Origin of the sequence: Bradyrhizobium betae, assembly GCF_008932115.1 — a bacterium.
GTDB classification, from domain to species: Bacteria; Pseudomonadota; Alphaproteobacteria; order Rhizobiales; family Xanthobacteraceae; genus Bradyrhizobium; species Bradyrhizobium betae.
This window is the reverse complement of the sequence record NZ_CP044543.1, coordinates 7,124,755-7,150,095: the sequence shown is the minus strand read 5'-3', so window position 1 is coordinate 7,150,095 and position 25,341 is coordinate 7,124,755. Positions and strand designations below refer to the sequence as shown.

The window sequence follows — 25,341 nt, the reverse complement described above, 5'->3', positions numbered from 1 at the left end:
GACGGTCTTCGCAGAAGATGTTGGGCGGTTGCCAAATACCGTTCTCTTTACAGCACCGGGCCTCAAGGCCGAGACCGCGGTGATCGGTTTCGACCTCGAAGGCGTGGCCGTGTCCTCCGGTTCAGCCTGTTCCTCGGGCAAGGTGCAGCCGTCCCGCGTGCTGTCGGCGATGGGGTATGATGCCGCCGTGGCCCAGGGAGCGGTGCGTCTCAGTCTGGGCTGGTCCACGGACCCCGATGACATCAACAGGACGTTAGAGGCTTGGCGAAAGCTCGGTAATACCCTACTTAGAGCCTAAGCGATGAAACACGGCTTGAACGGTTCTAAGCACGTGCTTTCTGCCAAAAGACATCGTAATACTCGTCAGAGTTTGATCCACCGCGGTCCTTGAAACCGCGAGCGGAGGATAGAATGCCAGCCGTGCAAGAGACGGTCGATCGCGTGAAGCGCATCGACGTCGATCAGTATCGTTATGGGTTTGAGACCCTGATCGAGTCCGACAAGGCCCCCAAGGGGCTGTCGGAAGAAACCGTCAAGTTCATCTCCGAGAAGAAGAACGAACCCGCCTGGATGCTCCAGTGGCGGCTCGAGGCGTATCGGCGCTGGCTGACCATGACCGAGCCGACCTGGGCCCGCGTCGACTATCCCAAGATCGACTTCCAGGACCTCTACTACTATTCGGCGCCGAAGCCGAAGAAGACGATCACCTCGCTCGACGAGATCGATCCGGAGATCCTGAAGACCTACGAGAAGCTCGGCATCCCCTTGCGGGAAGTCGCGATGCTCGAAGGCGTCGAGCCCAAGCCCGGTGAGCAAGATCCGGCCCGCCGCAAGATCGCGGTCGACGCGGTGTTCGATTCGGTCTCGGTTGCGACCACTTTCAAGGCCGAGCTGAAGAAGGCCGGCGTGATCTTCATGCCGATCTCGGAGGCGATCCGCGAGCATCCCGAGCTGGTGCAGAAGTATCTGGGCTCCGTTGTTCCGACCTCGGGACAATTTCTACGCGACGCTGAACTCGGCGGTGTTTTCCGACGGCTCGTTCGTCTACGTGCCGCCGGGCGTGCGCTGCCCGATGGAGCTGTCGACCTATTTCCGCATCAACGAGCGCAACACCGGCCAGTTCGAGCGCACTCTGATCATCGCCGACAAGGGCTCCTACGTCTCCTATCTCGAAGGCTGCACCGCGCCGCAGCCGACGAGAACCAGCTGCACGCGCCGTGGTCGAGCTCGTCGCCCACGACGATGCCGAGATCAAATATTCGACGGTGCAGAACTGGTATCCCGGCAATTCGGAAGGCAAGGGCGGCATCTACAATTTCGTCACCAAGCGTGGCGACTGTCGCGGCAACAATTCCAAGATCTCCTGGACCCAAGTCGAGACGGGTCGGCGATCACCTGGAGTACCCGAGCTGCATCCTGCGCGGCGACAATTCGCGCGGCGAGTTCTATTCGATCGCGATCTCGAACGGCTATCAGCAGGTCGATTCCGGTACCAAGATGATTCATCTCGGCAAGAACACGTCGAGCCGGATCATCTCCAAGGGCATCGCCGCCGGCAAGTCGCAGAACACCTATCGCGGCCTCGTCACTGCCCATCGCAAGGCGACCGGCGCGCGCAACTTCACCGCCTGCGACTCGCTGCTGATCGGCGACAAATGCGGCGCGCACACCGTGCCTACATCGAGGCCAAGAACTCCTCGGCGACGTTCGAGCATGAGGCGACGACCTCGAAGATCTCGAGGACGTGCTGTTCTATTGCATCCAGCGCGGGCTCAGCCAGGAAGAGGCCGCGGCCTCGTCGTCAACGGCTTCGTCAAGGACGTGCTGCAGCAACTGCCGATGGAATTCGCGGTGGAAGCGCAGAAGCTGATCTCGATCTCGCTCGAAGGGTCGGTCGGTTAGCTCCGACCCTCGCGGTGCGCTGCGGCGCTCCATGCATCAATTGAATAAACTGGATACCAAGATGGCTTTGCTTGAAGTGAAAGACCTGCAGGTTCGTGTCGAGGAGCGCGAGATTCTCCACGGGCTGACGCTGACCGTGAACGAGGGCGAAATCCACGCCATCATGGGGCCGAACGGCTCCGGCAAGTCGACGCTCTCCCACGTCATCGCCGGCAAGCCGGGCTATGAGGTCACCGGCGGCCAGATCCTGTTCAAGGCGAAGACCTGCTGGAGATGAAACCGGAAGAGCGCGCGGCCAAGGGCGTGTTCCTAGCGTTCCAGTATCCGGTCGAGATTCCCGGCGTTGCCACCATGACGTTCCTGCGCACCGCACTGAACGCGCAGCGCAAGGCGCGCGGCGAGAGTGAATATTCGACGCCGGACTTCCTGAAGAAAGTCCGCGAGGTCTCGAAGTCGCTGAACATCCCGCAGGACATGCTCAAGCGCGGCGTCAATGTCGGCTTTTCCGGCGGTGAGAAGAAGCGCAACGAGGTGCTGCAGATGGCGCTGTTCGAGCCGAGCCTGTGCATCCTCGACGAGATGGATTCCGGCCTCGATATCGACGCGCTGCGCATCGCGGCCGACGGCGTCAACGCGCTGCATTCGCCAAGCGCGCGATGGTCGTCATCACCCACTATCAGCGGCTCCTGAACTACATCGTCCCCGACATCGTGCACGTGATGTCGAAGGGCCGTGTCGTGAAGAGCGGCGGCAAGGAACTGGCGCTCGAGCTGGAAGCGACCGGCTACGCCCAGTTCGAGGACGCCGCGTAAGGAATTTTGCGATGAACGTTGCTGTGGCAAAGACCGGACAGGACCGCGCGCTGAGCGATCTCTTCGCCAGCGCCGAAGGCCGGCTGCCGGGTTCGCCGTCCGTGATCGCGGTCCGCCGCGAGGCGTTCGAGATCTATGAGCGTCTCGGCCTGCCGCATCGGCGGATCGAGGAGTGGAAATACACCGATCTGCGCGCGCTGGTCGGCGAGGTGCTGCCGCTGGCAGCCGCGCCCGATGCGGCCGCGCTGAAGCGCGCCGCGGACGCGGTGAAGGCGCATGCGATTGCCGGTGCCCGCAAGCTCGTGCTGGTCGACGGCGTCTTCGCGGCCGATCTCTCCGACGCCAGGGCGCTCGCCGCCGAGGCGGGCTTTAAGACGTTGCGGGAGACGCTGGAGCAGGATCCGGCCTGCTGAAGACCGCGACTACCGATGCCGTGATCGCGCTGAATGCCGCGATGGCGACCGACGGCGTCGTTTTGTCGATCGCGGACGGCGCGCAGCTGTCCGCGCCGATCCAGATCATGCAGATCGCGACCGCCGCTTCCGCGTCGGCTTTCACCCGTTCGCAGGTGAAGGTCGGGAACGGCGCCCGTGCGACGATCATCGAGAGCTTCGTCGCGGCGGGTGCGAGCGCCTACCAGGTCAACGACGCCGTCATCGTGACGATCGGAGACAACGCCGACGTCGCGCATCTTCGCCTGATGGACGATGCGCCCGATGCCGTGAACATCACCTCGCAGTTCGTCACGGTCGGTGCGAACACCAAGCTGAACTTCTTCAATATACGACCGGTGCAGCCGTCAGCCGCCTGCAGGGCTTCATCACGCTGGCGGGCGAGGGCAGTGAGCTCCTGGTCAACGGTGCGAACCTCTTGCAGAAGACCGAACATGGCGACACCACGTTGGTCGTTGACCACGCCGTGCCGAATTGCGTCAGCCGCGAGGTCTTCCGCGCCGTGCTGGACGATCGTGCTCATTCGGTGTTCCAGGGCCGCATCATCGTCCGTCCCGACGCGCAGAAGACCGACGGCAAGATGATGATTCGCGCGCTGCTGCTCTCGGACGAAGCCGAGGCCGACAACAAGCCCGAGCTCGAGATCTTCGCGGACGACGTCTCCTGCGGCCACGGCGCCACCGCCGGCGCGCTCGACGACAGCCTGCTGTTCTACCTGAAGGCGCGCGGCCTGCCCGAGAAGCAGGCCCAGGCGCTGCTGATCCAGGCCTTCGTCGGTGAGGCCATCGAGCAGATCGCCGACGATGATCTGCGCGAGCACGTGATCGGCATTGCCGAGCGCTGGCTGGAGCGCCGCCAATGAGCACGCATCCGGCAGTCAAGAACGGCGCTTATGACGTTGCGCGCGTGCGCCAGGATTTTCCGGCGCTCGCCATGCAGGTCTACGGCAAGCCGCTCGTTATCTCGACAACGCGGCGTCTGCGCAGAAGCCTCTCGCGGTGCTCGACCGCATGACGCAGGCCTATACCAGCGAATATGCCAACGTGCATCGCGGCCTGCACTACCTCGCCAATGCCGCGACGGAAGCCTATGAGGGCGCCGCACCAAGGTCGCGCAGTTCATCAATGCACCGCGGACCGAGGAAGTGATCTTCACCCGCAACGCGACGGAGGCGATCAATCTGGTCGCATCGTCCTGGGGCGGGCCGAATATCAAAGAGGGCGACGAGATCGTCATCTCGATCATGGAGCACCATTCCAACATCGTGCCATGGCATTTCCTCAGGGAACGCCAGGGTGCGGTGATCAAATGGGCGCCGGTCGACGACGAGGGCAATTTCCTCATCGACGAGTTCGAGAAGCTGCTGACGTCGAAGACCAAGCTGGTCGCGATCACGCAGATGTCGAACGCGCTCGGCACCATCGTTCCGGTCAAAGACGTCGTGAAGATCGCCCACGCCCGCGGCATCCCCGTGCTGGTCGACGGCAGCCAGGCCGCGGTGCATCTGCCCGTCGACGTCCAGGACATCGGCTGCGATTTCTACGTCTTCACCGTCACAAGGTCTATGGCCCGACCGGCATCGGCGTGCTCTGGGCCAAGTACGACCACTCGTCGCGATGCGCCCCTTCAATGGCGGCGGCGAGATGATCCGCGAGGTCTCGCGCGACATCGTCACTATGGCGATCCCCCACACAAATTCGAGGCCGGAACGCCCGCGATCGTCGAGGCGGTGGGCCTTGGCGCGGCCATCGACTATGTCAACTCGATCGGCAAGGAGAGCATCGCCGCGCACGAGCACGATCTGGTCACCTACGCCCAGGAGAAGCTGCGCGAGATCAACTCGCTGCGGCTGATCGGTACCGCGCGGGGCAAGGGCCCGGTGATCTCCTTCGAGCTCAAGGGCGCCCACGCCCACGACGTCGCCACCGTGATCGACCGCCAGGGCATCGCGGTGCGCGCCGGCACCCACTGCGTGATGCCGCTTTTAGAGCGGTTCAACGTCACGGCCACCTGCCGGCCTCGTTCGGCATGTATAATACGCGGGAAGAAGTCGATCATCTGGCACAGGCGCTGCTGAAAGCGCGGGATTTGTTCGCATGAGTGACACGGCCGACATCAAAGCCAATCCGATGGAGACCCATTCGGCGCTGCCGCCGGAGGAAACGAGCGTCTCACCACCGAGATCATCGCGGCCTGAAGACCGTGTTCGATCCGGAAATCCCGGCCGACATCTACGAGCTCGGCCTGATCTACAAGGTCGAGATCAAGGACGACCGCTCGGTCGACGTTCAGATGACGCTGACGACGCCGAACTGTCCGGCCGCCGGCGAACTGCCGACCATGGTCGAGAACGCGGTTGCCAGCGTTCCCGGCGTCGGCGTGGTCGACGTCAAAGTCGTCTGGGAGCCGGCCTGGACCCCGGAACGCATGAGCGACGAGGCCCGTCTCGTGCTCAACATGTGGTGACGCGTAACGCTTGCTCTGAATCCCCGGCATTGAATTCGCGCCGCAACGGACCACATCATTGACATGACCCAGATATCGTCAGGCTCGACACCAGCATCCACTCCCAAGCCGCGGCGCCCGCGCCCGCAGGTGATGCGGCTGACGGACGCCGCCGCCCAGCGCATCAGCGAGCTGACGAGCCGCGCGGACTCCGAGATCGTGGGCCTGCGCGTCGGCGTCAAGAACGGCGGCTGTGCCGGCCAGTCCTACACGGTCGAATACGCCCATGATGTCCGCCCGACCGACGAGGTCGTCGAGGACAAGGGCGTCAAGATCCTGGTCGACCCAAAGGCCGTGCTGTTCCTGCTCGGCACCGAGATGGACTACAAGGCCGACAAGATGCAGGCCCAGTTCGTCTTCAACAACCCCAACCAGGTCTCCGCCTGCGGCTGCGGCGAGTCGGTCGAGCTGCGACCGGCCAAGATCGACGGGTAGCGCCTTCTCAATACTCTCGTGCCCCGGACGCGCTGCAGCGCCCTTGCGGTGCTGCGCAGAGCCGCGACCCAGGCTATAGTCATCGGTGCAAAAGGCTGGGCCCCGCTCAGCAGCGCCATAGCGTGTTGAAGCCGCGCGTCGACGCGCTTATGGCACGCTGCGCTGCGTCCGGGGCACGAGGGTGCCCATGGACCGTGAATTCCTGATCGACCTGTTTGCCGATTTCGGCCCCGTCACCATCCGCAAGATGTTTTCCGGCTACGGCATCTCCGCCGACGGCATCAACTTCGCGCTCGCCCTGCGCGCCGGCCTGTTCTTCCGCGCCGACGAGGTGACCATTCCGGACTTTGAAGCGGAAGGCTCAAAACCGTTCCAGTATTCGACCCGGGCCAAGACCGTGACGGTCAATTCCTATTGGGAGTTGCCGGCGCGCCTGTTCGACGATTCCGAGGATCTCGTCAGATGGCGAGGGCTGCGCTCGCCGCCGCCCAGCGCGCTAAGGTGAAGCGGCCGAAGAAGAAAGCGGCGAGCAAGCCGGCGAAAAAGGCCGCGGCGAAGGAGCCTGCGGCCAAGAAGCGTCAGGCCAAGAGAGTGACCAAGAGAGCGGTGCGGTAGGGTGCGTGATCACCCTACGAGACTTCACTCCACGGCCTTCGTCAGGCCGACCCGCATATCCTTGGCTGTGAAGACACAGACGCCGTCCGCAAGCACGCGGCCATCGGCAATTCCGAGCACCAGCTTGCCGCGCCGGACCATGCGCATGGCGACCTCATAGCGCACGCATGCTGTATCCGGCGTGATGAATCCCGTGGCCTCCACTTCGCCGACGCCGATGGCGCGGCCTTTGCCAGGTGAGCCCGACCAGCCGAGCCAGTAGCCGATCATCTGCCACATCGCATCGAGGCCGAGGCTTCCCGGCATGATCGGGTCACCGCGAAAGTGGCAATCGAAGAACCAGTGGCAAGGCGTGATATCGAGCTCGCCGACAATGTGGCCCTTGCCGAATTCGCCGCCGTCCACGCTGATCTCGGTGATGCGGTCCATCATCAGCATGGGCGGTGCCGGCAATTGCGCATTGCCTGGGCCGAAATAGCCGCCCTCGCTCGATCTCAGCAGCTCGTCCCTGGTGTAGGACGGTTGCGGGGTGTGAAAGTCATGAGGGTTGGGCACGACGACGAGGCCTCTGGATGCTCGCGGTGAGACGGCGAGGACGATGTCGTTCATGAGGTTGGAATGTCAAGCGCGCGCCGCGTCGGCGTCACGCCACCCGGCTGTGGGTCTCGACGGCGAATTCCGGATCGGCTTCGCAGATCACGCGGTTGCGGCCGTTGCGCTTGGCGGCGTAGAGGCAGGCATCCGCGCGCTCGATCAGCGCGTCGGTGTCGTCGCCCTGCTTGAGCATCGAGACGCCGACGGAGATGGTGACGCGACCGAGGATCTCGCCGGTCGACTTCTTCTTCAATTCCTTCGCCATCACCGCGCGGCGGATGTGATCGGCCACCGTCAGGGCCTGGCGCAACGCGGTGTTGGGAAGCACCACCGCGAATTCCTCGCCGCCGTAGCGCGCGGTGATGTCCTGGCCCTTGATGGTCTGCTTCAGCGACAGGCCGACGAGCCGCAGCACCTGGTCGCCGGTGAGATGGCCGTAGGAATCGTTGAACGACTTGAAGTGGTCGATGTCGAACAGCAGCAGTGACAGCGGTTCGCCCGAGGCAAGCGCGCTCTGCACGGCCATGCCGATCATGCGATCGAAATATTTGCGGTTGCCGAGCCCCGTGAGCGGATCGGTCAGGCTCTCGGCGCGGATCGCTTCGAGGCTCTGCTGGAGATTGCTGATCTCGTTCTTCGACAGCGTGAGCCGGTCTTCGAGCGCCTTGTTGGTCTCGCGCATCTCCGTGGTCGAACGCAGCAGCGTCTCGACGATCGAGGTGATCTGTTCGCGGCTCTTGGCCGATGAGAGTTTTTCGGTCGCGCCCGACAGGCTGGCATCGTAGGAGCCGGTCATCCCGAGCGCTTCGCTCAAGACCTTCATCACGTCGTCGATCTCGCCGATGACGCGCGCACCCACCTTGTCGATGCGGTCGGTGGTCTTGATGTGGGAAAGATAGGTCTCGTAGATCTGCTCGAGATCGCCTTCGGTCAGCTTGCCGTGGCGCGCCAGCGTCTCGTTGATGATCTTGTTGAGCGGAGCGTTATAGCCGGTGGCGTAGACGTACCAGATCTCGTAATTGCGAGGGATCGCGGTTTGCCGAAGCGACCGGATCTGACCGAGCGCCACTTCGGCAAACGCCAGCGTGCGTTCGTGTTCGTCGAGCACCTTGACCACGGAACATTCCCCACGGCGATCGGTGCGCGGCCGGTCGCTGCAATGCTTAAATTATGTTCGTAGGCTAACGGGTGTTTGTGAACGGCCAGTAAATATACGGACTTCAATGCATCAGACAGTGTCGCGGCGATCGTGTTCAACCGCGACTCCCGGTGTATCGTCGTTCAGGCGCCGGCGGGGGAGCGCACCGGCCGGAGCAGGAACGCCGGAAGATGCGAATGATCGCCCGGCTCGCTGTCGGCGTCGCGCTGGCGGCGCGGCTCGGGACGCCCGATCGAGGGCACATGCGCCGTATTGGCTTGCGGGCGCGAGTTGTGACGCGGCTCGGACGGCGCCCGGGCTTCACGCGGAGGCCTTGCTTCGCGTGCAGGCCTCGCCTCGGGGGCGGGCCGCGCTTCTGCCGCAGGCCTCGGCTCAGAAGCGTGTCTTGCCTCGCCACGCGCCTCGCGCGGCTCGTGGCTGCGTTCACGGTCGCCGCGGCCGCGTTGCGGCTTGCCGCGTCCGCCGCGCGAACGTTCGCGGCCACGCTGCTCGCGCGGACGCTCGCTCTGCTCGGCGCTGTCGGCGCTCACTTCGTAATCGCCCTCGGCGCGCGGAATGGTCTGGCCGATCAGCTTCTCGATCGCGACCATCGACTTCTGGTCGAGCGGTGTCACGAGCGAGATCGCGGTGCCGGTGCGGCCGGCGCGGCCGGTACGGCCGACGCGATGGACGTAATCGTCGGGATGGTGGGGAACGTCGAAATTGAAGACGTGGCTGACCTCGGGGATGTCGAGGCCGCGGGCGGCGACGTCAGAGGCCACCAGCAGCGGCAGCTCGCCCTTGCGGAACTGTTCGAGCGCCGCCGTGCGGGCCGACTGATCCATGTCGCCGTGCAGGGCGCCGACGCTGAAACCGTGCTTCTGCAGCGATTTGTGTACGACGGCGACTTCACGCTTGCGATTGCAGAAGATGATCGCGTTCTGGAGATCCTTGGCCTCGCGCAGCAGGCGTCGCAGCAGCTCGCGCTTTTCATGCGCCTCGCGCCCGGCGGGGACCTGACACTGCGTGACGGTCACGGCGGTGGTGGCGGGCTTGGACACTTCGACCTTCTGCGGATTGTGCAGGAAGGTCTCGGTGATGCGCCGGATCTCCGGCGGCATGGTCGCCGTGAAGAACAGGGTCTGCCGCGTGAACGGGACGAGCTTGCAGACGCGCTCGATGTCGGGAATGAAGCCCATGTCCAGCATGCGGTCGGCTTCGTCGATGACGAGCAGCTCGACGCCGGTGAGCAGCAGACCGCCGCGCTCGGTATGGTCAAGCAGGCGGCCGGGGGTTGCGATCAGGACGTCGACGCCGCGCGTCAGCTTGGCATCCTGGTCGCCGAACGAGACGCCGCCGATCAGGAGGGCGACGTTGAGCTTCTGGCCGGCCCCGTAGCGGTCGAAGTTTTCCTTCACCTGCGCTGCGAGCTCGCGGGTCGGCTCGAGGATCAGCGTGCGCGGCATGCGCGCCCGGGCTCGGCCCTTTTCGAGAATGGTGAGCATCGGCAGCACGAAGGCCGCGGTCTTGCCGGTGCCGGTCTGGGCGATGCCAAGCACGTCCTTGCGTGCGAGGACGTGGGGGATCGCCTGTTCCTGGATGGGGGTGGGGGTGGTGTAACCTGTGGCCGCCACTGCGGCGAGGACTTTTTCGGATAGTCCGAGATTTGAAAAGGACATTGAGCCTCTGGTCGAAACCGCCGTTCGGAATCGAGGGTAATAAGGCTGTCGCGTTCCACCCGAAACGGCGCGCTTCTCAAAGAAGCTGGGGGTGCTGACTCACGCGAACCAAGCGCAAGGCTCAAGAATCGGTCTTCGATCTGAGCCGCGTCGCTCCGGAACATAGGCGGGAATCGGCCAAAGTCAATGGAGCGGGCGCGGGAAGACCCTAAAAAACCTGAGCTTTTCGCCCAAATAGCGGGCGCGACTGGGATTTTCCCCTCGGCCTTTGACTATCCGGAAGCCCCAGGCAGGCGGCTAATGACGTTCCGCCCCCTGGGCGCGGAAATCGCCGGGGGCCATCCCGTAGGCGGCGTTGAAGACCCGATAGTAGGTCGCCAGGCTCTCGAATCCGCAGGAGGTCGCGATGTCGGCGATCAGCCGGTTCGGCGCCTCGCGCATCAGGCGGCGGCTCTGTTTCAGGCGCTCGTCGGTCACGGTCTGCGAGAAGCTCTTTGCCGCGGATTCGAACAACATATGCAGGTGACGCACGGACACGCCGAGCAGGGCGGCCACCATCGCCGGTGCCAGATCGGGGTCTTGCAGGTGGCGCGCGATCAGCCGCCGTGCTTGCGAGTGACGCGCGGTTCGCAGCGCCGCCTGGCCGAGCCGGCTGCCGGGTCGCACGATGCCGCGTCCGATCAGCGCCAGGTGGCCGAGCGCCTGAACGAGGGAGTCCTGGACGAGTGAGGTCGTAGCGGTGGCGCCGTCGTCGCCCGCGGCGGCCTCGCCGAGGTCGGCGAAGCAAGCATCGAGCAGGGGCGTCAGGCCCGGATCGTCGAACCGCCGGGGCACAAGCTCGCGCATGCGCTTGTCCTGCGTCGAGAGGGCGCTCGCGGGGATTTTCAGGATCCGCAGGTGGAAGCCGCCTGCACCGAGCGGCGCAGTGCGATAGGGCTGGTCGGTATGGCTGGTGGCGAAGCTGCCATTGGCGATCGCGAAATCGCCAGTGCGCATGCCGCCGAACCAGCCGCCGGTGCCGAGCTGCTGGTAGACGCAGATGCTGTCGCCGGGCGCGTAGGCAATGTCGGAGGTGCTGCGCTCGACCGTATAGTGCGAGGCCTTCAGCTCGACGAAGCCGGCGCCGCCGAGCTGGCGCAGCGAGAATTCGCCGTAGAAGTCGCCGCGCCGTTCGCGTTCGAGCTCGGCTGTGACCCCGAACAGGCCTTTGGAGCGGACCTCGCGCCAATAGTCGAAGCGGTCATGCGGTTCGACTTCGTCGGTACACCAGCGATACACGGCAGCCCCCGCTTCCAGTGCAATTGCCCAAGAAAAATTGTCTAAGAAAAGTTGTTCAAGAAAAAGCAGATTCCAGCGGAATCTGCCATAGGCGATATGATGGAACCGGAGGCGATTGTCGTTGAACCGTCGATATGGCTGGGCCGACTATCACATCAACGGCGGACGGTTCCAATGAACCTCTGTTCGAGGGAACCGGCAGGACGCCGTCCAGCAATGGGAATTTTGCGATGACGCGTCGGCCTTTCAGAATTCTGGCAGCACTCGGCCTTGCGGCGAGCCTGAGCGCGATCGCGCTTCCGGCCCATGCCGAGAAGCGCGTCGCGCTCGTCGTCGGCAACAACGACTACAGGAACGTCCCGAAACTGCTCAAGGCCGTCAACGACGCCCGCACCATGGGCGATACGCTCAAGCAGCTCGGCTTCTCGGTGATGGTCGCCGAGAACCAGAGCCGGCAGCAATTCTCCGAGACACTGCTCGCCTTCGACCGGACGGTCGAGCCTGGCGACACCGCGTTCTTCTTCTACGCCGGCCACGGCTTCGAGATCGCGGGGCAGAACTATCTGCTGCCGACCGACGTGCCGGCGGCGACGGAAGGGCAGGAAGAGCTGGTGCGCGACGCCTCGATCCTCGCCGACCGCATCATCGAGCGCCTGCAGAACAAGAAGGCGCGGACCTCGATCCTGGTGTTCGATGCCTGCCGCAACAATCCGTTCGAGCGCAGCGGGACGCGTGCAGTCGCAGGTGCCGGCGGGCTTGCGCCGATGACGCAACTGCCGGAGGGCGTGTTCTCGGTGTTCTCGGCCGGTCCCCGCCAGACCGCTCTTGATCGTCTCTCCAATGACGACGCCAATCCCAATTCGGTGTTCACGCGCACCTTTGCCAGGGAGCTGCTCGAGCCCGGCGAGAACCTCGTGCAGGTGGCACAGCGCACCCGCCGTCTCGTGAGCGAGATGGCCGGCACCGTCAAGCACAGGCAGGTGCCGGTCTATTTCGACCAGATGGTCGACGACGTCTTCCTCAGCGGCATTGCCAAGGATGCCACCGCGCGTCCGGCCGATCCTCCGCCACAGAAGGTCGCGGCGCTGCCGCCGGTGTCCGTGCCGCGCCTGCCGAAGGAGGAAACCACCAATGCGCCGATCGCGAGCTTCTCGCGGCACAATGGCGGTTGGAGCGTGGTGTTCTCTTTCGCCGACCCGACGCTCGGCATTTCCTGGCGCATGGCCGGCGCTGCCGATTTCCGCGAAACCGGCTTCATCGACACGCTCGATCCGCGCACGCGCAAGCGGATGCCGAACCCGTCGATCGAATTGCCGCCCGACGCGCAGGCCGGCACCATCGAGGTTCGCTATGTCGACCAGTCCGGCGACATGCAGGGGCCGTTTCCGATCAAGTTCGATCCGGAGGCCGCGCTGATCCGCGACCAGCGCAAGATCCTCGACATGACCGCGACGAGCTGGCTGTCATTCCGCGAGTTCAACGGGCTGCTGGTCTACTACACGCATCTGGTCTCGTATCGCTGCGCCATCCGCGAGGTGCGCATCGGCATCGACACCGCCGTGCCGAACCAGGTGCTGAAGATGCCGAACTGCGACATGCGCGATCCCAGCGCGATCGGCGCCGGCATGCCGCTCTACATGAAGCTTGCCCCGGCGACGCAGTCCGTCTCGGTGGAGCTGACCTATCGCGACGGCAGCGTGTCGGAGATCAAGAGTTTCCGCACCGCGAACCGCAGCAACAACTAAGCGCTGCGAGGATGGTTTTGCGGATCTGTTGAGGCCTCGGCGAGGAGGGTGGTTCCTGCGGGGAACGCTGTCAGCCGCGGCGCTTCCTGATGAAGCGCTTGATGGAGTCAATTGCTTCCATCAAGGGCGGTGCCAGCGAGAAGAACGTCCCCATGGCGATCGAGATGACGACGTGGCGAAGCAGGAACTTCTCCTGCTCCTCGAACGGATAGCCGTTCTGGTCGATCCGCACCTGCGCGAGCGTACCGGTGCCGTGCTGATCCGGCTTCCGCGGCTTGCGCGGCGGCAGCATGATCACGACGAATAGCACGTTGATCAGCAGCCAGATGCCGAGCACTATGAGAATCGTCCGCACTGCAACTTCCTGAAATCGATCGACGTCTCTGCAACGCTAACGGCCATTCACCGTTGCAGCAAACCAATTCAATGTTGCTGCACTGCGAAGATGACTAAAGTCGTAAACGAGGATCCGATCTTGGAACCAGCCGCGTCACAGCCACCCCAGGCGCGTTCCGTGAAGGTCCGGTGTTGCATCGTTGGCGGCGGCCCTGCGGGCATGATGCTCGGCTATCTCCTGGGGCGCGCCGGCATCGAGGTCGTGGTGCTGGAGAAGCACGCGGATTTCTTCCGCGACTTCCGCGGCGACACCGTGCATCCCTCGACGCTTCAGGTCATGGACGAGCTCGGCCTGATCGACGCCTTCCTGAAGCTGCCGCACCAGCGTCTGCAGAAGATGGACGGCCTGTTCGGCGGCACGCATGTGCGCATCGCCGATCTCGGCCGGCTCCACACCAAATACCCCTTCATCGCCTTCATGCCGCAATGGGATTTTCTGAATTTCATGCGCGAAGCCGGAAACCGCTTTGCGTCGCTCGAGGTGATGATGAACGCGGAAGCCGTCGACCTGATCCGCCATGGCGACGCCATCGCCGGCGTGCGTGCGAAGACGCCGGAGGGGCCGATCGAGATCGAGGCCGATCTCACCATCGCCTGCGACGGCCGGCATTCGACCGTGCGCGAGCGCGCGGGGCTCAGCGTGGAGGAGATCGGCGCGCCGATGGATGTGCTGTGGTTCCGCGTCGGCCGCAAGGCGGACGAGACCGAGAACCTGTTCGCGCGCGTCGAGCCCGGCAAGATGATGATCACCTTCGACCGCGGCGACTACTGGCAATGCGCCTATGTCATTGCCAAGGGACAATACGATGCGGTGAAGGCGAGGGGATTGCAGGCGCTGCTGGACGACATCGTGCGCATGGCGCCGGTGCTCGGAAGCGGCATTGCCGATGTGAAGAGCTTCGACGACGTCAAGCTGCTCACCGTCGCGATCAACCGTCTGGCGCGCTGGACGCGGCCGGGTCTGCTTCTCATCGGCGATGCCGCGCATGCGATGTCGCCGGTCGGCGGTGTCGGTGTCAATCTCGCCGTGCAGGATGCGGTCGCGACCGCCAACCTGCTCGCCGGCAAGCTTCAGCATGGTTGCCCGTCCGAGAACGAGCTCGATGCCGTGCGCCGCCGGCGCGAATTCCCGGTGAAGATGACGCAAGCCATGCAGGTGGTCGTGCAAGACCACATCATCAGCGGCGCCTTGCAGGGCGGCGAGCGGCCTCTGAAGGTGCCGCTGGTCGTGCGCCTCGTCACCGCGCTGCCATGGCTCCAGGGCATTCCGGCGCGGCTGCTTGCGCTCGGCGTGCGGCCCGAGCATGTGCGGTCGAAGGCAATGTCGTCACCATAGCGCAGGAATTCGGTAGGGATAATGTCGCGTTAAATTGCGCGCAATGCGTTGCGCGCGTGCAACAGCGCAAACGGATTCAAGGTCGGCCCGAGGTCAATCGGACGTCTTAACTTTCTTGATTCAAATTTGAGTAAGATCTGCGTGTGAGCGTGCGCCCATCAAAGGACACGGGGTGTACCATGCGTAACAAGTTGATTGCCGCCTTCGCCTTCACGACCGCGCTGGTTTCGACCGGTGCTGCCTCCGCCGCCGATCTCGGTGCGCGCTACACGAAGGCGCCGGCTTATGCCGAGCCGCTGTTCAACTGGACCGGTTTCTATGTCGGCGGCCACATCGGTGGCGCCTGGACCAACGAGCAGGCCATCAACAACGGGATCGGTGCACCGTTTGGCGACCTCGGGCCCGGCGACAGCTTCCGCCAGCGCAGTTCGGGCATCATGGGCGGTGCCCAGATCGGCTACAACTGGCAGGCCAACAACTACGTGTTCGGCATGGAAGGCACGATCTCCGGCCTCGACAACAAGGGCACTGCGGTGAACACCACCATCGGTGCCGCTGACGACGTCTTCACCTGGCGCGCCAACGTGCTCGCGACCGTTGTCGGCCGCGCCGGCTTCGCCGTTCAGAACAACCTGTTCTACGTCAAGGGCGGCTATGCCGGCGTGAACAACCGTCTCAACGTCACCGACACGGTCGGACCGGCGACAGGCTCCGGCGGTCAGACCCACTGGGCCAACGGCTGGACCGTCGGTGCGGGCTGGGAATACGGCATCACCCGCAACTGGATCGTCGGCCTCGAATACAATTACGCGGCCTTCGGCGGTCAGACCTATCAGCTCGGTGGCACTTCGGGGAACTACACCTTCGATGCCAAGCCGCGCGACATCCAGTGGGCCGTCGTCCGCGCGAGCTACAAGTTCGATGGACCGGTCATCGCCCGTTACTGAGTGCGTCAAGAAACGACCAAGCAAGCGACAAGAAACGATCAATACCCAAATTCAAAAGCCCCGGCTTCGCCCGGGGCTTCTTTTTTTGTGGGCAGGTTCCTGCGTAGGAGATCAGCTCACGCCATCACGGAGAAGCCACCGTCGACGGGGATCGCGGTGCCCGTGACGAAGTTCGAGGCGGGCGAGGCGAGGAAGACGGCGATGCCCGCGAAGTCGTCGATGTCGCCCCAGCGCCCGGCGGGCGTGCGTGCCAGCACGCGCTCGTGCAGGCCCGAGACCTGCTTGCGCGCGCCGCGGGTGAGGTCGGTGTCGATCCAGCCCGGCAGGATGGCGTTGACCTGGATGTTGTCGGGCGCCCAGGCATTGGCGCAGGCGCGCGTGTACTGCACGATGCCGCCCTTGCTCGCCGCATAGGCGGTGGCGAAGCTCGCACCGAAGATCGACATCATCGAGCCGATGTTGATGACCTTGCCGTTGCCCGACGCCTTCAGCGCCGGATAGGCCAGCTTCGAGCACAGGAAAGCGCTGGTGAGGTTGGTGTTGATTACCGTGTTCCACTCGTCGAGCTCGAGCTCGTGTGGCGGCTTGCGGATGCTCATGCCGGCATTGTTGATGAGGATGTCGATGCGGCCGAGATCCCGGACGACGCGCTCGACCATCGCGGCGATAGCCGCCTTGTCAGTGACGTCGGTGGTGACGGCGATCGCCTTCACGCCGCGCTGCTTGAGGTCGGCAACCGCAGCAGCCGACTTGGCTTCATTCCGTCCGACCACGGCGATATCGGCGCCGGCGTCGGCGAGCCCGTGCGCCAGGCCAAGCCCGATGCCGCCATTGCCCCCTGTGACGATTGCGACTTTGCCGCGGAGATCGAACCGGTTGGATGTCATGCTTTCATTTCCTGGTTTCTTCTATTGGTTGCTTTGCCAGATCAGGACCAGCCCGAAGCCCGCCATGGCTGCGCCATAGCCGGCCCATTGCAGCTGTTCGACCATGAAGCTCGATCGCGGCCAGGGAACCGTGCCCGTGCCCTGTCCGATCCAGAGCAGCCCGACGGCGAGGGCAAACAGGCCTGCTACAAGCAGAAATCTGCGCATGCGATCCTCCCCACCGGTTGCTTCTGTCGCTTCCCACGGCATGAACGATCGCCATGGGCCTGCGATCACTTGGAGGGCACAGTAGCCGTAGCTTCGGTTGGGATACAATGGCGCGGCCGGCACAATGCGCCTGCACTTGCGATGAGTTGCCATCATCAATCGCGCCGCGGCGCCCAGTGTGCGGGCGTCCAGCAGGTGAGGGCGTCCGTCAGGAGATGACGCCTCACAACGAAAAAGCCCCGGACGATGCCGGGGCTTTGACGTCTGAACTTGCGTTCGGATCAGTCTTGGTCAGCTCAGTACTTGGCGACGACCGGACCGGTCCAGTTGAAGCGGTAGACCAGCGAGGTCGAGATCGTCTGGTTCCAGCTGTTGGCGCGGATGCTGTTGGCCAGCGGAACGTTAGTGACGTCCGCCAGTTCGGTCGAGGTCTTGGCATTGTAGAAGGCCGAACGATATTCGGTCTTCATGAACCAGCCGGGCGACTGGATGCCGAAGATGTTCAGGCTGTTCTCGACGCCGCCGCCGACGAACCAACCGTTGCGGTTGTAGCCGTCGAGATGGACACCGGCCGGAACGCCAGCGAGGTTCGTGAAGCTCGTGCTGCCGAAGTGGGCGCCCGAGTAACCGCCGTTGACGTAGGAGAGAACGTTCGGAGCGACCAGCCAGCCGAGGCGCACACCAGCGGCCCAGGAGTCTTCCAGCTTCTGGCTGCCGGTGATCTGGTTGAGCGGATCCTGCACGGTGGCGCGGATGCTGCCGAACTGACCGTCAGCGAACACGCCGGCGACCCAGGTGCTGTTGAACTGCCAGTCGTAGCCGAGACCGACGGTGCCGAACCAGCCCGAGCCACCCTGGCGCTGGGAGATCGTCAGCGGAACCGCGCCGACCGTGGACACGACCGACTGGTCGGCATTCGAGAGGCCGCCGCCGGCGCCACCGAAGATGTAGAAGCCGGTCCAGTTGGCAACCGGAGCCACCATCGGGGCCTTCACGTAGGGGCGAGCAGCAAGGTCGGCCGCCGAGGCCGAACCGGTCATTGCCGCAACCGCGGTCAGAGCCAGCAAAATCTTCTTCATGATAAAATCCCCAACCTTGGTCTGTAGCAGCGCGAGCGCACTGAAGTTCGTGTCATCTGATGCCTGAACTATAGACGTTTCCCGTCGAAATGCTGTTGCCGGACAGGCACAGTCGCTGGAAAACGCAGGCCGGTCGGGGTTAGGGCCAGTGGCGCCAGAGTCTTGAAAAGTACTGTAATTACAGAGTTTTATGCGAGTGACGGAAGTTCGGGAGTCGGTAGGTTTTCGTTAGGGAATCCGGCCTTGTCCGAAACAGAGGCAATTCTGCCTCAGCCTTGGTGCCGGTGAGTCGTTGGCCGAGTCGCCGCCTGTGGCGTGATTCGAGGGGAAGTATCGTCTCACAAATGAAAAAGCCCCGGACTTGGACCGGGGCTTTTGACAGGATCGCGCGACGTCAGACGTCGAGCAGCTCCTCGTTGGCGAATTCAGCCTTGTCCGTGATGAAGGCGAAGCGGGCCTCGGCCTTGGTGCCCATCAACCGCTCCACTGAATCCGCGGTGGTATCGCGGTCGTCGGCGAGCAGGACCACCTTCAGCATGGTCCGCTTGGCCGGATCCATGGTGGTTTCCTTGAGCTGCGCCGGCATCATCTCGCCGAGGCCTTTGAACCGGTTCACCTCGACCTTGGCGTTGGCGTTGAACGCGCTCTTGATCAGCTCTTCCTTGTGCTTGTCGTCCCGCGCGTAAACCGATTTCGTGCCGGCGGTCAGCTTGTAGAGCGGCGGCACCGCGAGGAAGAGGTGGCCCTCGTCGATCAGCCGCGGCATCTGCCGGTAGAAGAAGGTGATCAGCAGCGAGGCGATGTGGGCGCCGTCGACGTCGGCGTCGGTCATGATGATGATGCGCTGATAGCGCAAATCCTCTTCGCGATATTGCGCGAGCTGGCCGCAGCCGATGGCCTGCACGAGGTCGGACAGCTGGGCGTTCGCCGTAAGCTTGTCCTTGCCGGCGGAGGCGACGTTGAGGATCTTGCCGCGCAGCGGCAGCACCGCTTGCGTCTTGCGGTCGCGCGCCTGCTTGGCGCTGCCGCCGGCCGAGTCACCCTCGACGATGAAGAGCTCGGAGCCTTCGGTGCCGGCATCGGTGCAATCGGCGAGCTTGCCGGGCAGGCGCAGCTTCTTGCCGGCGGTCTTGCGCGCGGTCTCCTTTTCCTGGCGACGGCGCAGCCGGTCCTCGGCGCGGTCGATCACGAAGTCGAGCAGCCTGTTGGCCATGTTCGGATTGCCCGACAGCCAATGGTCGAACGGATCCTTCATCGCCTGTTCGACGATGCGCTGTGCTTCGGCGGTGGCGAGACGATCCTTGGTCTGGCCCTGGAATTCAGGCTCGCGCACGAACACCGAGAGCATCACGGCGGCACCGACCATCACGTCTTCGGACGTGATGGACGAGGCACGCTTGCCCTGGCCGACGCGCTCGGCGTGATCCTTCAGGCCGCGCAACAGCGCGCTGCGCAGGCCCGATTCATGCGTGCCGCCATCGGGCGTCGGCACGGTGTTGGTGTAGGAGGACAGAAACCCGTCGGCATCCGCGGTCCAGGCCACAGCCCATTCGCAGGCGCCATGTGCGCCGTTGCGCCCCGACTTGCCGGAGAAGATGTCGGGATGCACCAGCGTGTCGGCATGGATCGCGGCGGCGAGATAATCCTTGAGGCCGCCCGGGAAGTGGAAGGTCGCTTCCGCCGGCACGTCGTCGACGCCCTTGAGCAGCTCGGGCGCGCAGTTCCAGCGGATCTCGACGCCGCCGAACAGATACGCCTTCGAGCGCGTCATCTTGAACAGGCGCTGCGGCTTGAACGCGGCCTTGGCGCCGAAGATCTCGGTGTCCGGCTTGAAGCGCACGCGCGTGCCGCGGCGGTTGTTGACCTTGCCGAGATCCTCGAGCTTGCCCTTGGGGTGGCCGCGCTCGAACGTCATCCGGTACAGCTTCTGGCTGCGCGCGACCTCGACCTCGAGCAGCGAGGAGAGGGCGTTCACCACGGAGATGCCGACGCCGTGCAGGCCGCCGGAGGTCTCGTAGACCTTGCTGTCGAACTTGCCGCCCGAATGCAGCGTGCACATGATGACTTCGAGCGCCGACTTCTTGGGGAACTTCGGATGCGGGTCGATCGGGATGCCGCGACCGTTGTCGATGACGGTCAAGAAGCCGTCCGCGCTCAGATCGACCCCGATGAAGGTCGCATGCCCCGCCAGCGCCTCGTCCATCGAGTTGTCGATGACTTCGGCGAAGAGGTGATGCAGCGCCTTCTCGTCGGTGCCGCCGATATACATGCCGGGCCGGCGCCGCACCGGTTCCAGGCCTTCGAGCACTTCGATGTCGGCCGCAGTGTAGTCGGCTTCCGCGCCGCCCGCGCGTGAAGCGCTCTTGGCAGGTGCCTTGGCCTTCGGCTCGTCGCCGCCGAAGAAATCGTCTTTTGCTTTAGGCTTCAATTGCTTGGACATGTATTCTGATGTGCTTTGAGGGCCGCCCAGGCGGCGAATCGGTTGGGCCGACTATGGCACGGCTGGCCCGGAAAGGTCACCGCAGGTCGGCCGGGCGGGTCTGGTTGGGGAGCAATGCCGGCGATTTTACGCCGGAGGCCCGGCAATTCCCGGCAATTTGACACCTTGGTCCGGTCAGAGCCGGACTTTGTGACTTGATGTCACACAAGCCCTTGGCTTACCAGTCTTTTTATCTGACGGGACCGTGACGGGGCGGGAAGGCGATCTGGAATGGAGCAGTTTGCGCACGCGCTGGCCGACTTCGTGCGTACACACCAGGCTTGGGCGGCTCCGGTCGTGTTCCTGCTGGCGTTCGGGGAGTCACTGGCGTTCATCTCGCTGCTGATCCCGGCCTGGGGGGCTCTGGTCGCCATCGGCGCGCTGATCGGCGTCAGCGGCATCAGCTTCTATCCCGTCTGGATTGCCGGCGGGCTTGGCGCTGCGCTCGGCGACTGGGTCTCCTACTGGTTCGGCTATCGCTACAAGGAGAAGGTTGCGCAGATGTGGCCGCTCTCGCGCTATCCGGAAATCCTGCCGAGGGGCGAGGCCTTCGTGCGCAACTGGGGCGTGCCCAGCATCTTCATCGGCCGCTTCTTCGGCCCGTTGCGTGCCTCGGTGCCGCTGGCCGCGGGTATTTTCGAGATGCCCTATTGGCGGTTCCAGGCCGCCAACTTCATCTCGGCCCTGATCTGGTCCGCGGCGCTGCTGCTGTTCGGCGACGTGATCGCGAAGGTCATGGAGTGGATCTGGCGGTTGGTCTGACGCCTTGAACCTTGACGGGAACCGAGACTGGCCTTATAGCCGCGCGCCATGATCAACGCCGCGACCATCCTGTTCGCCCGTCGCCGCCGCCGCTCTTTAGCGGTTTGGGCGGTCGATCGCGTTTGAGATCATCGTCTTTGCCGCTGGATCCGATCCGCGGCATTCTCTCTCCTGTCAGCGCGATCTGATCCGGCGGCCCCCCAAGGAGCCCAGCAGGAGACCACAATGTACACGCCACCCTTTTTCAAGCCGGACCGCGCCGCGAGCCTGAAATTCGCCGCGGAGCGCGGCTTCGGCACCATGTGCGCCTTTGACGGCCACAAGCCCATCGCCTCGCCGCTGCCGTTCTACCTGACCTATGCCGATGACGGCACGCCGCAAGCCGCCTTTCATGTCGCCCGTCACAATCCGCTGCTAAAGCTGGCTGACGGAGCGACGTCCTGGCTCCTCGCGATCAACGGCCCCGATGCCTATGTGTCGCCGGACTGGTACGTCTCGCCGGATCAGGTGCCGACCTGGCTGTATCAGTCGGTGCATCTGACCGGACCGGTGCGCCTGTTGTCTGACGAGGAGCTGGTGCTTCAGATCGACACGCTCAGCGACAAGTTCGAGAACTGGCTGCTGCCGAAGAAGCCGTGGACGTCGGGCAAGATGACGGCCGGCCGGCTCGAGACGCTGAAGAAGGGGATCGTGGGTCTGCTCATGACGGTTGAAGAGGTCGAAGGCAGCTTCAAGCTCAACCAGCACAAGTCGGATGCCGACTACACGGCAATTGCCAACGCGCTCGGCGCACAGCCCGCTGCCGACGCCAGGGAAATAGCGCAATTGATGCAGGATGTGAGGCCGGAGGCCTTCGAGGACGAAACCAACAAGCTCGAAAGGAGCGCGCCATGAGCGTTGCTGAGACCACCAAAGCCCCGGGCACCGGCGCGGCCAAAAAGCCCGCAACCGTCTTCGTCGATGGCGGCTCCGGCACCACCGGGCTCGGCATCAACGAGCGGCTGAAGCTGCTGGGTGACGTCGCGGTGAGGACGATTCCCGACGACAAGCGCAAGGATCCCGCGGCCAAGAAAGCGCTGATGGAGGAGGTGGATCTCGTCATCCTCTGCCTGCCGGATGACGCCGCCAGGGAAACGGTCGCGCTGATCGACAGCATGGGCACCTCTGGCCCGAAGGTGCTGGACGCCTCGACCGCTTACCGGGTCGCGCCCGACTGGGCCTACGGCTTTCCCGAACTGGCCCCGGACCAGGCCGGCAAGATCAAGGCTGCGAAAAAGGTTTCCAATCCCGGCTGCTACCCGACCGGCGCGATCGCATTGCTGCGGCCGATCGTCGATGCGGGTCTGCTGCCCCCGAATATCCCGTCACCGTCAACGCGGTGAGCGGCTATTCCGGCGGCGGCAAGTCGATGATCGCAAGCTTTGAAGATGGCAGCGCGCCGTCCTTCGAGCTCTACGGCCTCGGCTTCGAGCACAAGCATCTGCCGGAGATGCAGCTCTATTCGAACCTTACGCGACGGCCGATCTTCATCCCGTCGGTCGGCAACTACCGGCAGGGCATGCTGGTCTCGATCCCGCTTCAGCTCGACACGCTGCCGGGCAAGCCTGATGGTGCCGATCTTCAGGCTGCGCTGGCCAAACGCTACGCCGGCTCGAAATACGTCTCGGCGATGCCGCTCCAGAACGAAGCGTCGAAGGGCGGCCGGATCGAGCCGGAGGCGCTCAACGAGACCAACATGCTCGAGCTCTACGTCTTTGCCAACGACAAGCACCATCAGGCCGTGCTGGTCGCCCGGCTCGACAATCTCGGCAAGGGCGCCTCGGGTGCCGCCGTGCAGAACATGCGGCTGATGCTGGGCCTTGCCGACAAGTAGCCGATCAAGCGTTGCTCGCGTGGCCAATCCGTTTGACGAGGCGACGCTGCAACTATCGACCCCGGCAAGACGATCAATGACGCCTGAAAGGTACGCGTGATGAGCTCGAAGAAGATCGGCATTCTCGGCGCCTCCGGTTACACCGGCGCCGATGCGGTGCGCCTGTTGGCGCGGCATCCGAATGCCGAGATCATCGCACTCACCGCCAACACCCACGCCGGCAAGTCGATGGGCGAGGTGTTTCCGCATTTCTTCATGCTGGACCTGCCCAAACTCGTGGAATGGGAAAAGGTCGACTGGAGCAAGCTCGATGCGGTGTTCTGCGGGCTCCCGCACGGGACCACGCAGGAAATCATCGCCGCGGTCCTCAAGGCAAATCCCAAAATCAAGGTCCTCGACATGTCCGCCGATTTCAGGCTGCGGGACAAGAACACCTATGCGCAATGGTACGGCCATGAGCACCGGGCGCTCGAACTGCAGGGCGAAGCGGTCTATGGCCTGACCGAGTTCTATCGCGAGAAGATCATTTCGGCGCGGCTGGTCGCCTGTCCCGGTTGCTATCCCACGGCGGCGCTGCTCGCGCTGGTGCCGCTTGCGAAAGCCAAACTGATCGACGTCGACGACATCATCATCGACGCGAAATCGGGCGTCACCGGCGCCGGTCGCGGGCTGAAACAGAACACGCTGTTCAGCGAGGCGGGCGAGGGGCTGTCGCCCTATTCGGTTGGCACCCACCGGCACGCGCCCGAGATCGAGCAGGAGATCGGCGTCGCCGCCGGTTCCGCGGTGACGATCAACTTCACGCCGCATCTGATTCCGATGGCGCGCGGCGAACTGTGCACGTCCTACGTCAAGCTCAACGGCGCGACGCCGGACGATCTGCGAACCGCGCTTGAGCAGGCTTATGTCAACGAGCCCTTCGTGCATGTCGCTAGGAAGGGCGTGCTGCCGCAGACCCAGAATGTGCGCGGCTCCAACTACGTGCAGATCGGCGTCGTCGCTGACCGGATCAAGAACCGGGCGATCGTGATTTCCACGCTCGACAATCTGGTGAAGGGTTCGGCCGGGCAGGCGATCCAAAACATGAACCTGATGTTCGGGCTGCCCGAGACGGCGGGGCTGGAGCAGATCGCGCTGTTTCCATGACACGAGGTACTGCGGTGGACGAAGCGACCTTGCAATTCTATCGGAGCAACGCCCAGTCCTACGCCGACTGGGCGAAGGCGCCCTCGACGCGGCTGCGTGGTTTTCTCGCCCTGCTGCCGCCGGGCGGCGCGATCCTCGAACTCGGCTGCGGCGCCGGCAATCATTCGGCGGTGATGCTGGCGGAAGGATTTTCGGTGCGTGCGACCGATGGCTCGCCCGAAATGGCGGAGATCGCGTCGCGGCGGCTCGGTCATCCGGTCGAAGCGATGCGGTTCGACCAGCTGGACGCGGAGCAGGCCTATGATGGCGTCTGGGCCAGCGCCTGTCTGCTGCACGTGCCGCGCGACGAGCTCGCGGGAATCCTGGCGCGGATTTATCGCGCCCTCAAGCCGTCAGGCGTCTTCTATGCCAGCTACAAGATGGGTGAGAACGACGGCCGCGACAGCCTCGGGCGCTACTACAGCTATGTGTCGCCCGAGTGGTTGGATGCGACCTACGCCAGCGCAGGTCCGTGGATCACGCTGTCATCCGAGACCTCAGTGATCCAGAGCTTCGACGAGACGCCAGCCAACATGCTGAATCTCGTCATGCGCAAGGCCTGATCGCTACATCACCTTGAAGATCGCCAGCGCCAGCACCGCCTGGGCGAGGAAGCCGACGGTGAAAGCCAGCGTCCGGAACACCGGAATCCCGAGCGCGTAGACGATCAGATGCGCGACGCGCGACCAGAAATAGACGGCGCAGGCGAGCACGGTCCATTTCGTCGAATAGTCGATCGCGTTCAGGATCAGGACCAGCGGCGCGAACAGCACGAGGTTCTCGACCGCGTTGTCATGCGCGAACATCAGGCGGTTCGCCCACTCCGATTGTGGCTTGTCGCCACGCGAGGGATTGGCCATCGCGCCACTGAGACCACGAATCTGGCAGCGGTTGATGGTGTAGGGAATCCACAGGATTCCGGTCAGGATCACCGTCAGTGTCAGCCAGAACAATTCACGCGTCATAGTCCGGTCCCCTCTGTCGTCGCCGTGCTGAAAGCGAGCTTATACGTAAGCGCGCGAGATTGCGCCATGC

At 64.0% G+C, this 25,341-nt stretch carries 20 protein-coding genes and 7 pseudogenes; 17 read left to right on the top strand and 10 right to left on the bottom strand.

What is annotated here, in order from left to right; translation table 11 throughout:
• Window positions 1-28 precede the first annotated feature (28 nt).
• The 9 genes and pseudogenes from F8237_RS34375 to F8237_RS34340 all read left to right on the top strand — a co-directional run bounded on the left by F8237_RS34375 (window position 29) and on the right by F8237_RS34340 (window position 6,721).
• The gene (locus F8237_RS34375; protein ID WP_420837973.1) at window positions 29-298 is read left to right on the top strand and encodes a hypothetical protein; all 270 of its coding nucleotides are present in this window, start codon (window positions 29-31) and stop codon (window positions 296-298) included.
• Between the two features lie 113 nt (window positions 299-411).
• A pseudogene (gene sufB, locus F8237_RS34370) lies at window positions 412-1,902 on the top strand (Fe-S cluster assembly protein SufB).
• 61 nt (window positions 1,903-1,963) lie between these two features.
• Window positions 1,964-2,714: pseudogene (sufC, locus tag F8237_RS34365) on the top strand (Fe-S cluster assembly ATPase SufC).
• Window positions 2,715-2,725: 11 nt separating this feature from the next.
• A pseudogene (gene sufD / locus F8237_RS34360) lies at window positions 2,726-4,028 on the top strand (Fe-S cluster assembly protein SufD).
• Window positions 4,025-4,180, top strand: coding sequence for a hypothetical protein (locus F8237_RS37090; RefSeq protein ID WP_244626048.1), 156 nt, complete (start codon window positions 4,025-4,027; stop codon window positions 4,178-4,180). The pseudogene sufD and the gene F8237_RS37090 overlap by 4 nt, the downstream one beginning before the upstream one ends.
• A pseudogene (locus tag F8237_RS34355) lies at window positions 4,177-5,243 on the top strand (cysteine desulfurase). Before F8237_RS37090 ends, F8237_RS34355 begins: the two are co-directional and overlap by 4 nt.
• 19 nt (window positions 5,244-5,262) lie before the next feature.
• Window positions 5,263-5,632: pseudogene (locus tag F8237_RS34350) on the top strand (SUF system Fe-S cluster assembly protein).
• A gap of 63 nt (window positions 5,633-5,695) precedes the next feature.
• Window positions 5,696-6,106, top strand: coding sequence for a HesB/IscA family protein (locus F8237_RS34345; protein WP_143844933.1), 411 nt, complete (start codon window positions 5,696-5,698; stop codon window positions 6,104-6,106).
• Between the two features lie 187 nt (window positions 6,107-6,293).
• Window positions 6,294-6,721 (top strand): annotated as a pseudogene (locus F8237_RS34340) (TfoX/Sxy family protein).
• 24 nt (window positions 6,722-6,745) lie between these two features.
• On the opposite strand, the gene fabA reads toward F8237_RS34340, so the two are convergent.
• The 4 genes from fabA to F8237_RS34320 form a co-directional block, all read right to left on the bottom strand.
• The gene (gene fabA / locus F8237_RS34335; RefSeq protein ID WP_151650411.1) at window positions 6,746-7,276 is read right to left on the bottom strand and encodes a bifunctional 3-hydroxydecanoyl-ACP dehydratase/trans-2-decenoyl-ACP isomerase; all 531 of its coding nucleotides are present in this window, start codon (window positions 7,274-7,276) and stop codon (window positions 6,746-6,748) included.
• A gap of 88 nt (window positions 7,277-7,364) precedes the next feature.
• Complete coding sequence (locus F8237_RS34330) at window positions 7,365-8,432, bottom strand: GGDEF domain-containing protein (protein WP_151641828.1); 1,068 nt, start codon at window positions 8,430-8,432, stop codon at window positions 7,365-7,367.
• Between the two features lie 164 nt (window positions 8,433-8,596).
• The gene (locus tag F8237_RS34325) at window positions 8,597-10,132 is read right to left on the bottom strand and encodes a DEAD/DEAH box helicase (RefSeq protein ID WP_151641827.1); all 1,536 of its coding nucleotides are present in this window, start codon (window positions 10,130-10,132) and stop codon (window positions 8,597-8,599) included.
• Between the two features lie 297 nt (window positions 10,133-10,429).
• Window positions 10,430-11,410, bottom strand: a complete 981-nt coding sequence (locus F8237_RS34320) for a helix-turn-helix transcriptional regulator (protein WP_151641826.1) — start codon at window positions 11,408-11,410, stop codon at window positions 10,430-10,432.
• 230 nt (window positions 11,411-11,640) lie between these two features.
• Here F8237_RS34320 and F8237_RS34315 point away from each other — a divergent pair, with 230 nt between their 5' ends.
• The gene (locus F8237_RS34315; RefSeq protein ID WP_151641825.1) at window positions 11,641-13,155 is read left to right on the top strand and encodes a caspase family protein; all 1,515 of its coding nucleotides are present in this window, start codon (window positions 11,641-11,643) and stop codon (window positions 13,153-13,155) included.
• 70 nt (window positions 13,156-13,225) lie between these two features.
• Here the strand turns inward: F8237_RS34315 and F8237_RS34310 are convergent, their stop codons facing one another.
• Window positions 13,226-13,510 (bottom strand): hypothetical protein, encoded by a 285-nt coding sequence (locus tag F8237_RS34310; RefSeq protein WP_151641824.1) that lies wholly within the window; start codon window positions 13,508-13,510, stop codon window positions 13,226-13,228.
• 90 nt (window positions 13,511-13,600) lie between these two features.
• Between F8237_RS34310 and F8237_RS34305 the strand changes: the two genes are divergently transcribed.
• Together F8237_RS34305 and F8237_RS34300 are read left to right on the top strand one after the other, a co-directional pair.
• Window positions 13,601-14,887, top strand: a complete 1,287-nt coding sequence (locus F8237_RS34305; protein ID WP_374761582.1) for an FAD-dependent oxidoreductase — start codon at window positions 13,601-13,603, stop codon at window positions 14,885-14,887.
• Between the two features lie 179 nt (window positions 14,888-15,066).
• Window positions 15,067-15,834 (top strand): outer membrane protein, encoded by a 768-nt coding sequence (locus F8237_RS34300; RefSeq protein WP_151641822.1) that lies wholly within the window; start codon window positions 15,067-15,069, stop codon window positions 15,832-15,834.
• A gap of 116 nt (window positions 15,835-15,950) precedes the next feature.
• Here F8237_RS34300 and F8237_RS34295 read toward each other — a convergent pair whose 3' ends face one another.
• From F8237_RS34295 to parE, 4 genes are all read right to left on the bottom strand, one after another.
• Window positions 15,951-16,721 (bottom strand): SDR family NAD(P)-dependent oxidoreductase, encoded by a 771-nt coding sequence (locus F8237_RS34295; protein WP_143844950.1) that lies wholly within the window; start codon window positions 16,719-16,721, stop codon window positions 15,951-15,953.
• 21 nt (window positions 16,722-16,742) lie between these two features.
• On the bottom strand, window positions 16,743-16,928 hold the full coding sequence (locus tag F8237_RS34290; protein ID WP_151641821.1) for a hypothetical protein: 186 nt from the start codon (window positions 16,926-16,928) through the stop codon (window positions 16,743-16,745).
• Between the two features lie 296 nt (window positions 16,929-17,224).
• Window positions 17,225-18,007 (bottom strand): outer membrane protein, encoded by a 783-nt coding sequence (locus tag F8237_RS34285; protein ID WP_151641820.1) that lies wholly within the window; start codon window positions 18,005-18,007, stop codon window positions 17,225-17,227.
• Window positions 18,008-18,401: 394 nt separating this feature from the next.
• Window positions 18,402-20,447 (bottom strand): DNA topoisomerase IV subunit B, encoded by a 2,046-nt coding sequence (parE, locus tag F8237_RS34280; protein ID WP_151650410.1) that lies wholly within the window; start codon window positions 20,445-20,447, stop codon window positions 18,402-18,404.
• Window positions 20,448-20,717: 270 nt separating this feature from the next.
• Between parE and F8237_RS34275 the strand changes: the two genes are divergently transcribed.
• From F8237_RS34275 to F8237_RS34255, 5 genes and pseudogenes are all read left to right on the top strand, one after another.
• A complete protein-coding gene (locus F8237_RS34275) occupies window positions 20,718-21,248 on the top strand; it encodes a DedA family protein (RefSeq protein ID WP_151650409.1) in 531 nt (176 codons plus the stop codon).
• Window positions 21,249-21,473: 225 nt separating this feature from the next.
• Complete coding sequence (locus F8237_RS34270; protein ID WP_151650408.1) at window positions 21,474-22,142, top strand: FMN-binding negative transcriptional regulator; 669 nt, start codon at window positions 21,474-21,476, stop codon at window positions 22,140-22,142.
• A pseudogene (gene argC, locus F8237_RS34265) lies at window positions 22,139-23,121 on the top strand (N-acetyl-gamma-glutamyl-phosphate reductase). Before F8237_RS34270 ends, argC (F8237_RS34265) begins: the two are co-directional and overlap by 4 nt.
• 99 nt (window positions 23,122-23,220) lie before the next feature.
• Window positions 23,221-24,267: an N-acetyl-gamma-glutamyl-phosphate reductase gene (gene argC, locus F8237_RS34260; protein WP_151650407.1), complete on the top strand. Its 1,047-nt coding sequence runs from the start codon at window positions 23,221-23,223 to the stop codon at window positions 24,265-24,267.
• A 14-nt stretch (window positions 24,268-24,281) separates the two neighbouring features.
• A complete protein-coding gene (locus F8237_RS34255; protein WP_151650406.1) occupies window positions 24,282-24,869 on the top strand; it encodes a class I SAM-dependent methyltransferase in 588 nt (195 codons plus the stop codon).
• A 3-nt stretch (window positions 24,870-24,872) separates the two neighbouring features.
• Here F8237_RS34255 and F8237_RS34250 read toward each other — a convergent pair whose 3' ends face one another.
• Window positions 24,873-25,271, bottom strand: coding sequence for an MAPEG family protein (locus tag F8237_RS34250; protein WP_151650405.1), 399 nt, complete (start codon window positions 25,269-25,271; stop codon window positions 24,873-24,875).
• Between the last annotated feature and the right edge of the window lie 70 nt (window positions 25,272-25,341).

Coding starts and splice junctions, on each gene's coding strand:
- F8237_RS34295 (WP_143844950.1), bottom strand. CDS start 16,721: ATGACATCCAACCGGTTCGATCTCCGCGGCAAAGTCGCAATCGTCACA.
- F8237_RS34285 (WP_151641820.1), bottom strand. CDS start 18,007: ATGAAGAAGATTTTGCTGGCTCTGACCGCGGTTGCGGCAATGACCGGT.
- F8237_RS37090 (WP_244626048.1), top strand. CDS start 4,025: ATGAGCACGCATCCGGCAGTCAAGAACGGCGCTTATGACGTTGCGCGC.
- F8237_RS34275 (WP_151650409.1), top strand. CDS start 20,718: ATGGAGCAGTTTGCGCACGCGCTGGCCGACTTCGTGCGTACACACCAG.
- F8237_RS34305 (WP_374761582.1), top strand. CDS start 13,601: ATGACTAAAGTCGTAAACGAGGATCCGATCTTGGAACCAGCCGCGTCA.
- F8237_RS34345 (WP_143844933.1), top strand. CDS start 5,696: ATGACCCAGATATCGTCAGGCTCGACACCAGCATCCACTCCCAAGCCG.
- F8237_RS34270 (WP_151650408.1), top strand. CDS start 21,474: ATGTACACGCCACCCTTTTTCAAGCCGGACCGCGCCGCGAGCCTGAAA.
- F8237_RS34300 (WP_151641822.1), top strand. CDS start 15,067: ATGCGTAACAAGTTGATTGCCGCCTTCGCCTTCACGACCGCGCTGGTT.
- argC (WP_151650407.1), top strand. CDS start 23,221: ATGAGCTCGAAGAAGATCGGCATTCTCGGCGCCTCCGGTTACACCGGC.
- F8237_RS34250 (WP_151650405.1), bottom strand. CDS start 25,271: ATGACGCGTGAATTGTTCTGGCTGACACTGACGGTGATCCTGACCGGA.
- F8237_RS34315 (WP_151641825.1), top strand. CDS start 11,641: ATGACGCGTCGGCCTTTCAGAATTCTGGCAGCACTCGGCCTTGCGGCG.
- F8237_RS34325 (WP_151641827.1), bottom strand. CDS start 10,132: ATGTCCTTTTCAAATCTCGGACTATCCGAAAAAGTCCTCGCCGCAGTG.
- parE (WP_151650410.1), bottom strand. CDS start 20,447: ATGTCCAAGCAATTGAAGCCTAAAGCAAAAGACGATTTCTTCGGCGGC.
- F8237_RS34290 (WP_151641821.1), bottom strand. CDS start 16,928: ATGCGCAGATTTCTGCTTGTAGCAGGCCTGTTTGCCCTCGCCGTCGGG.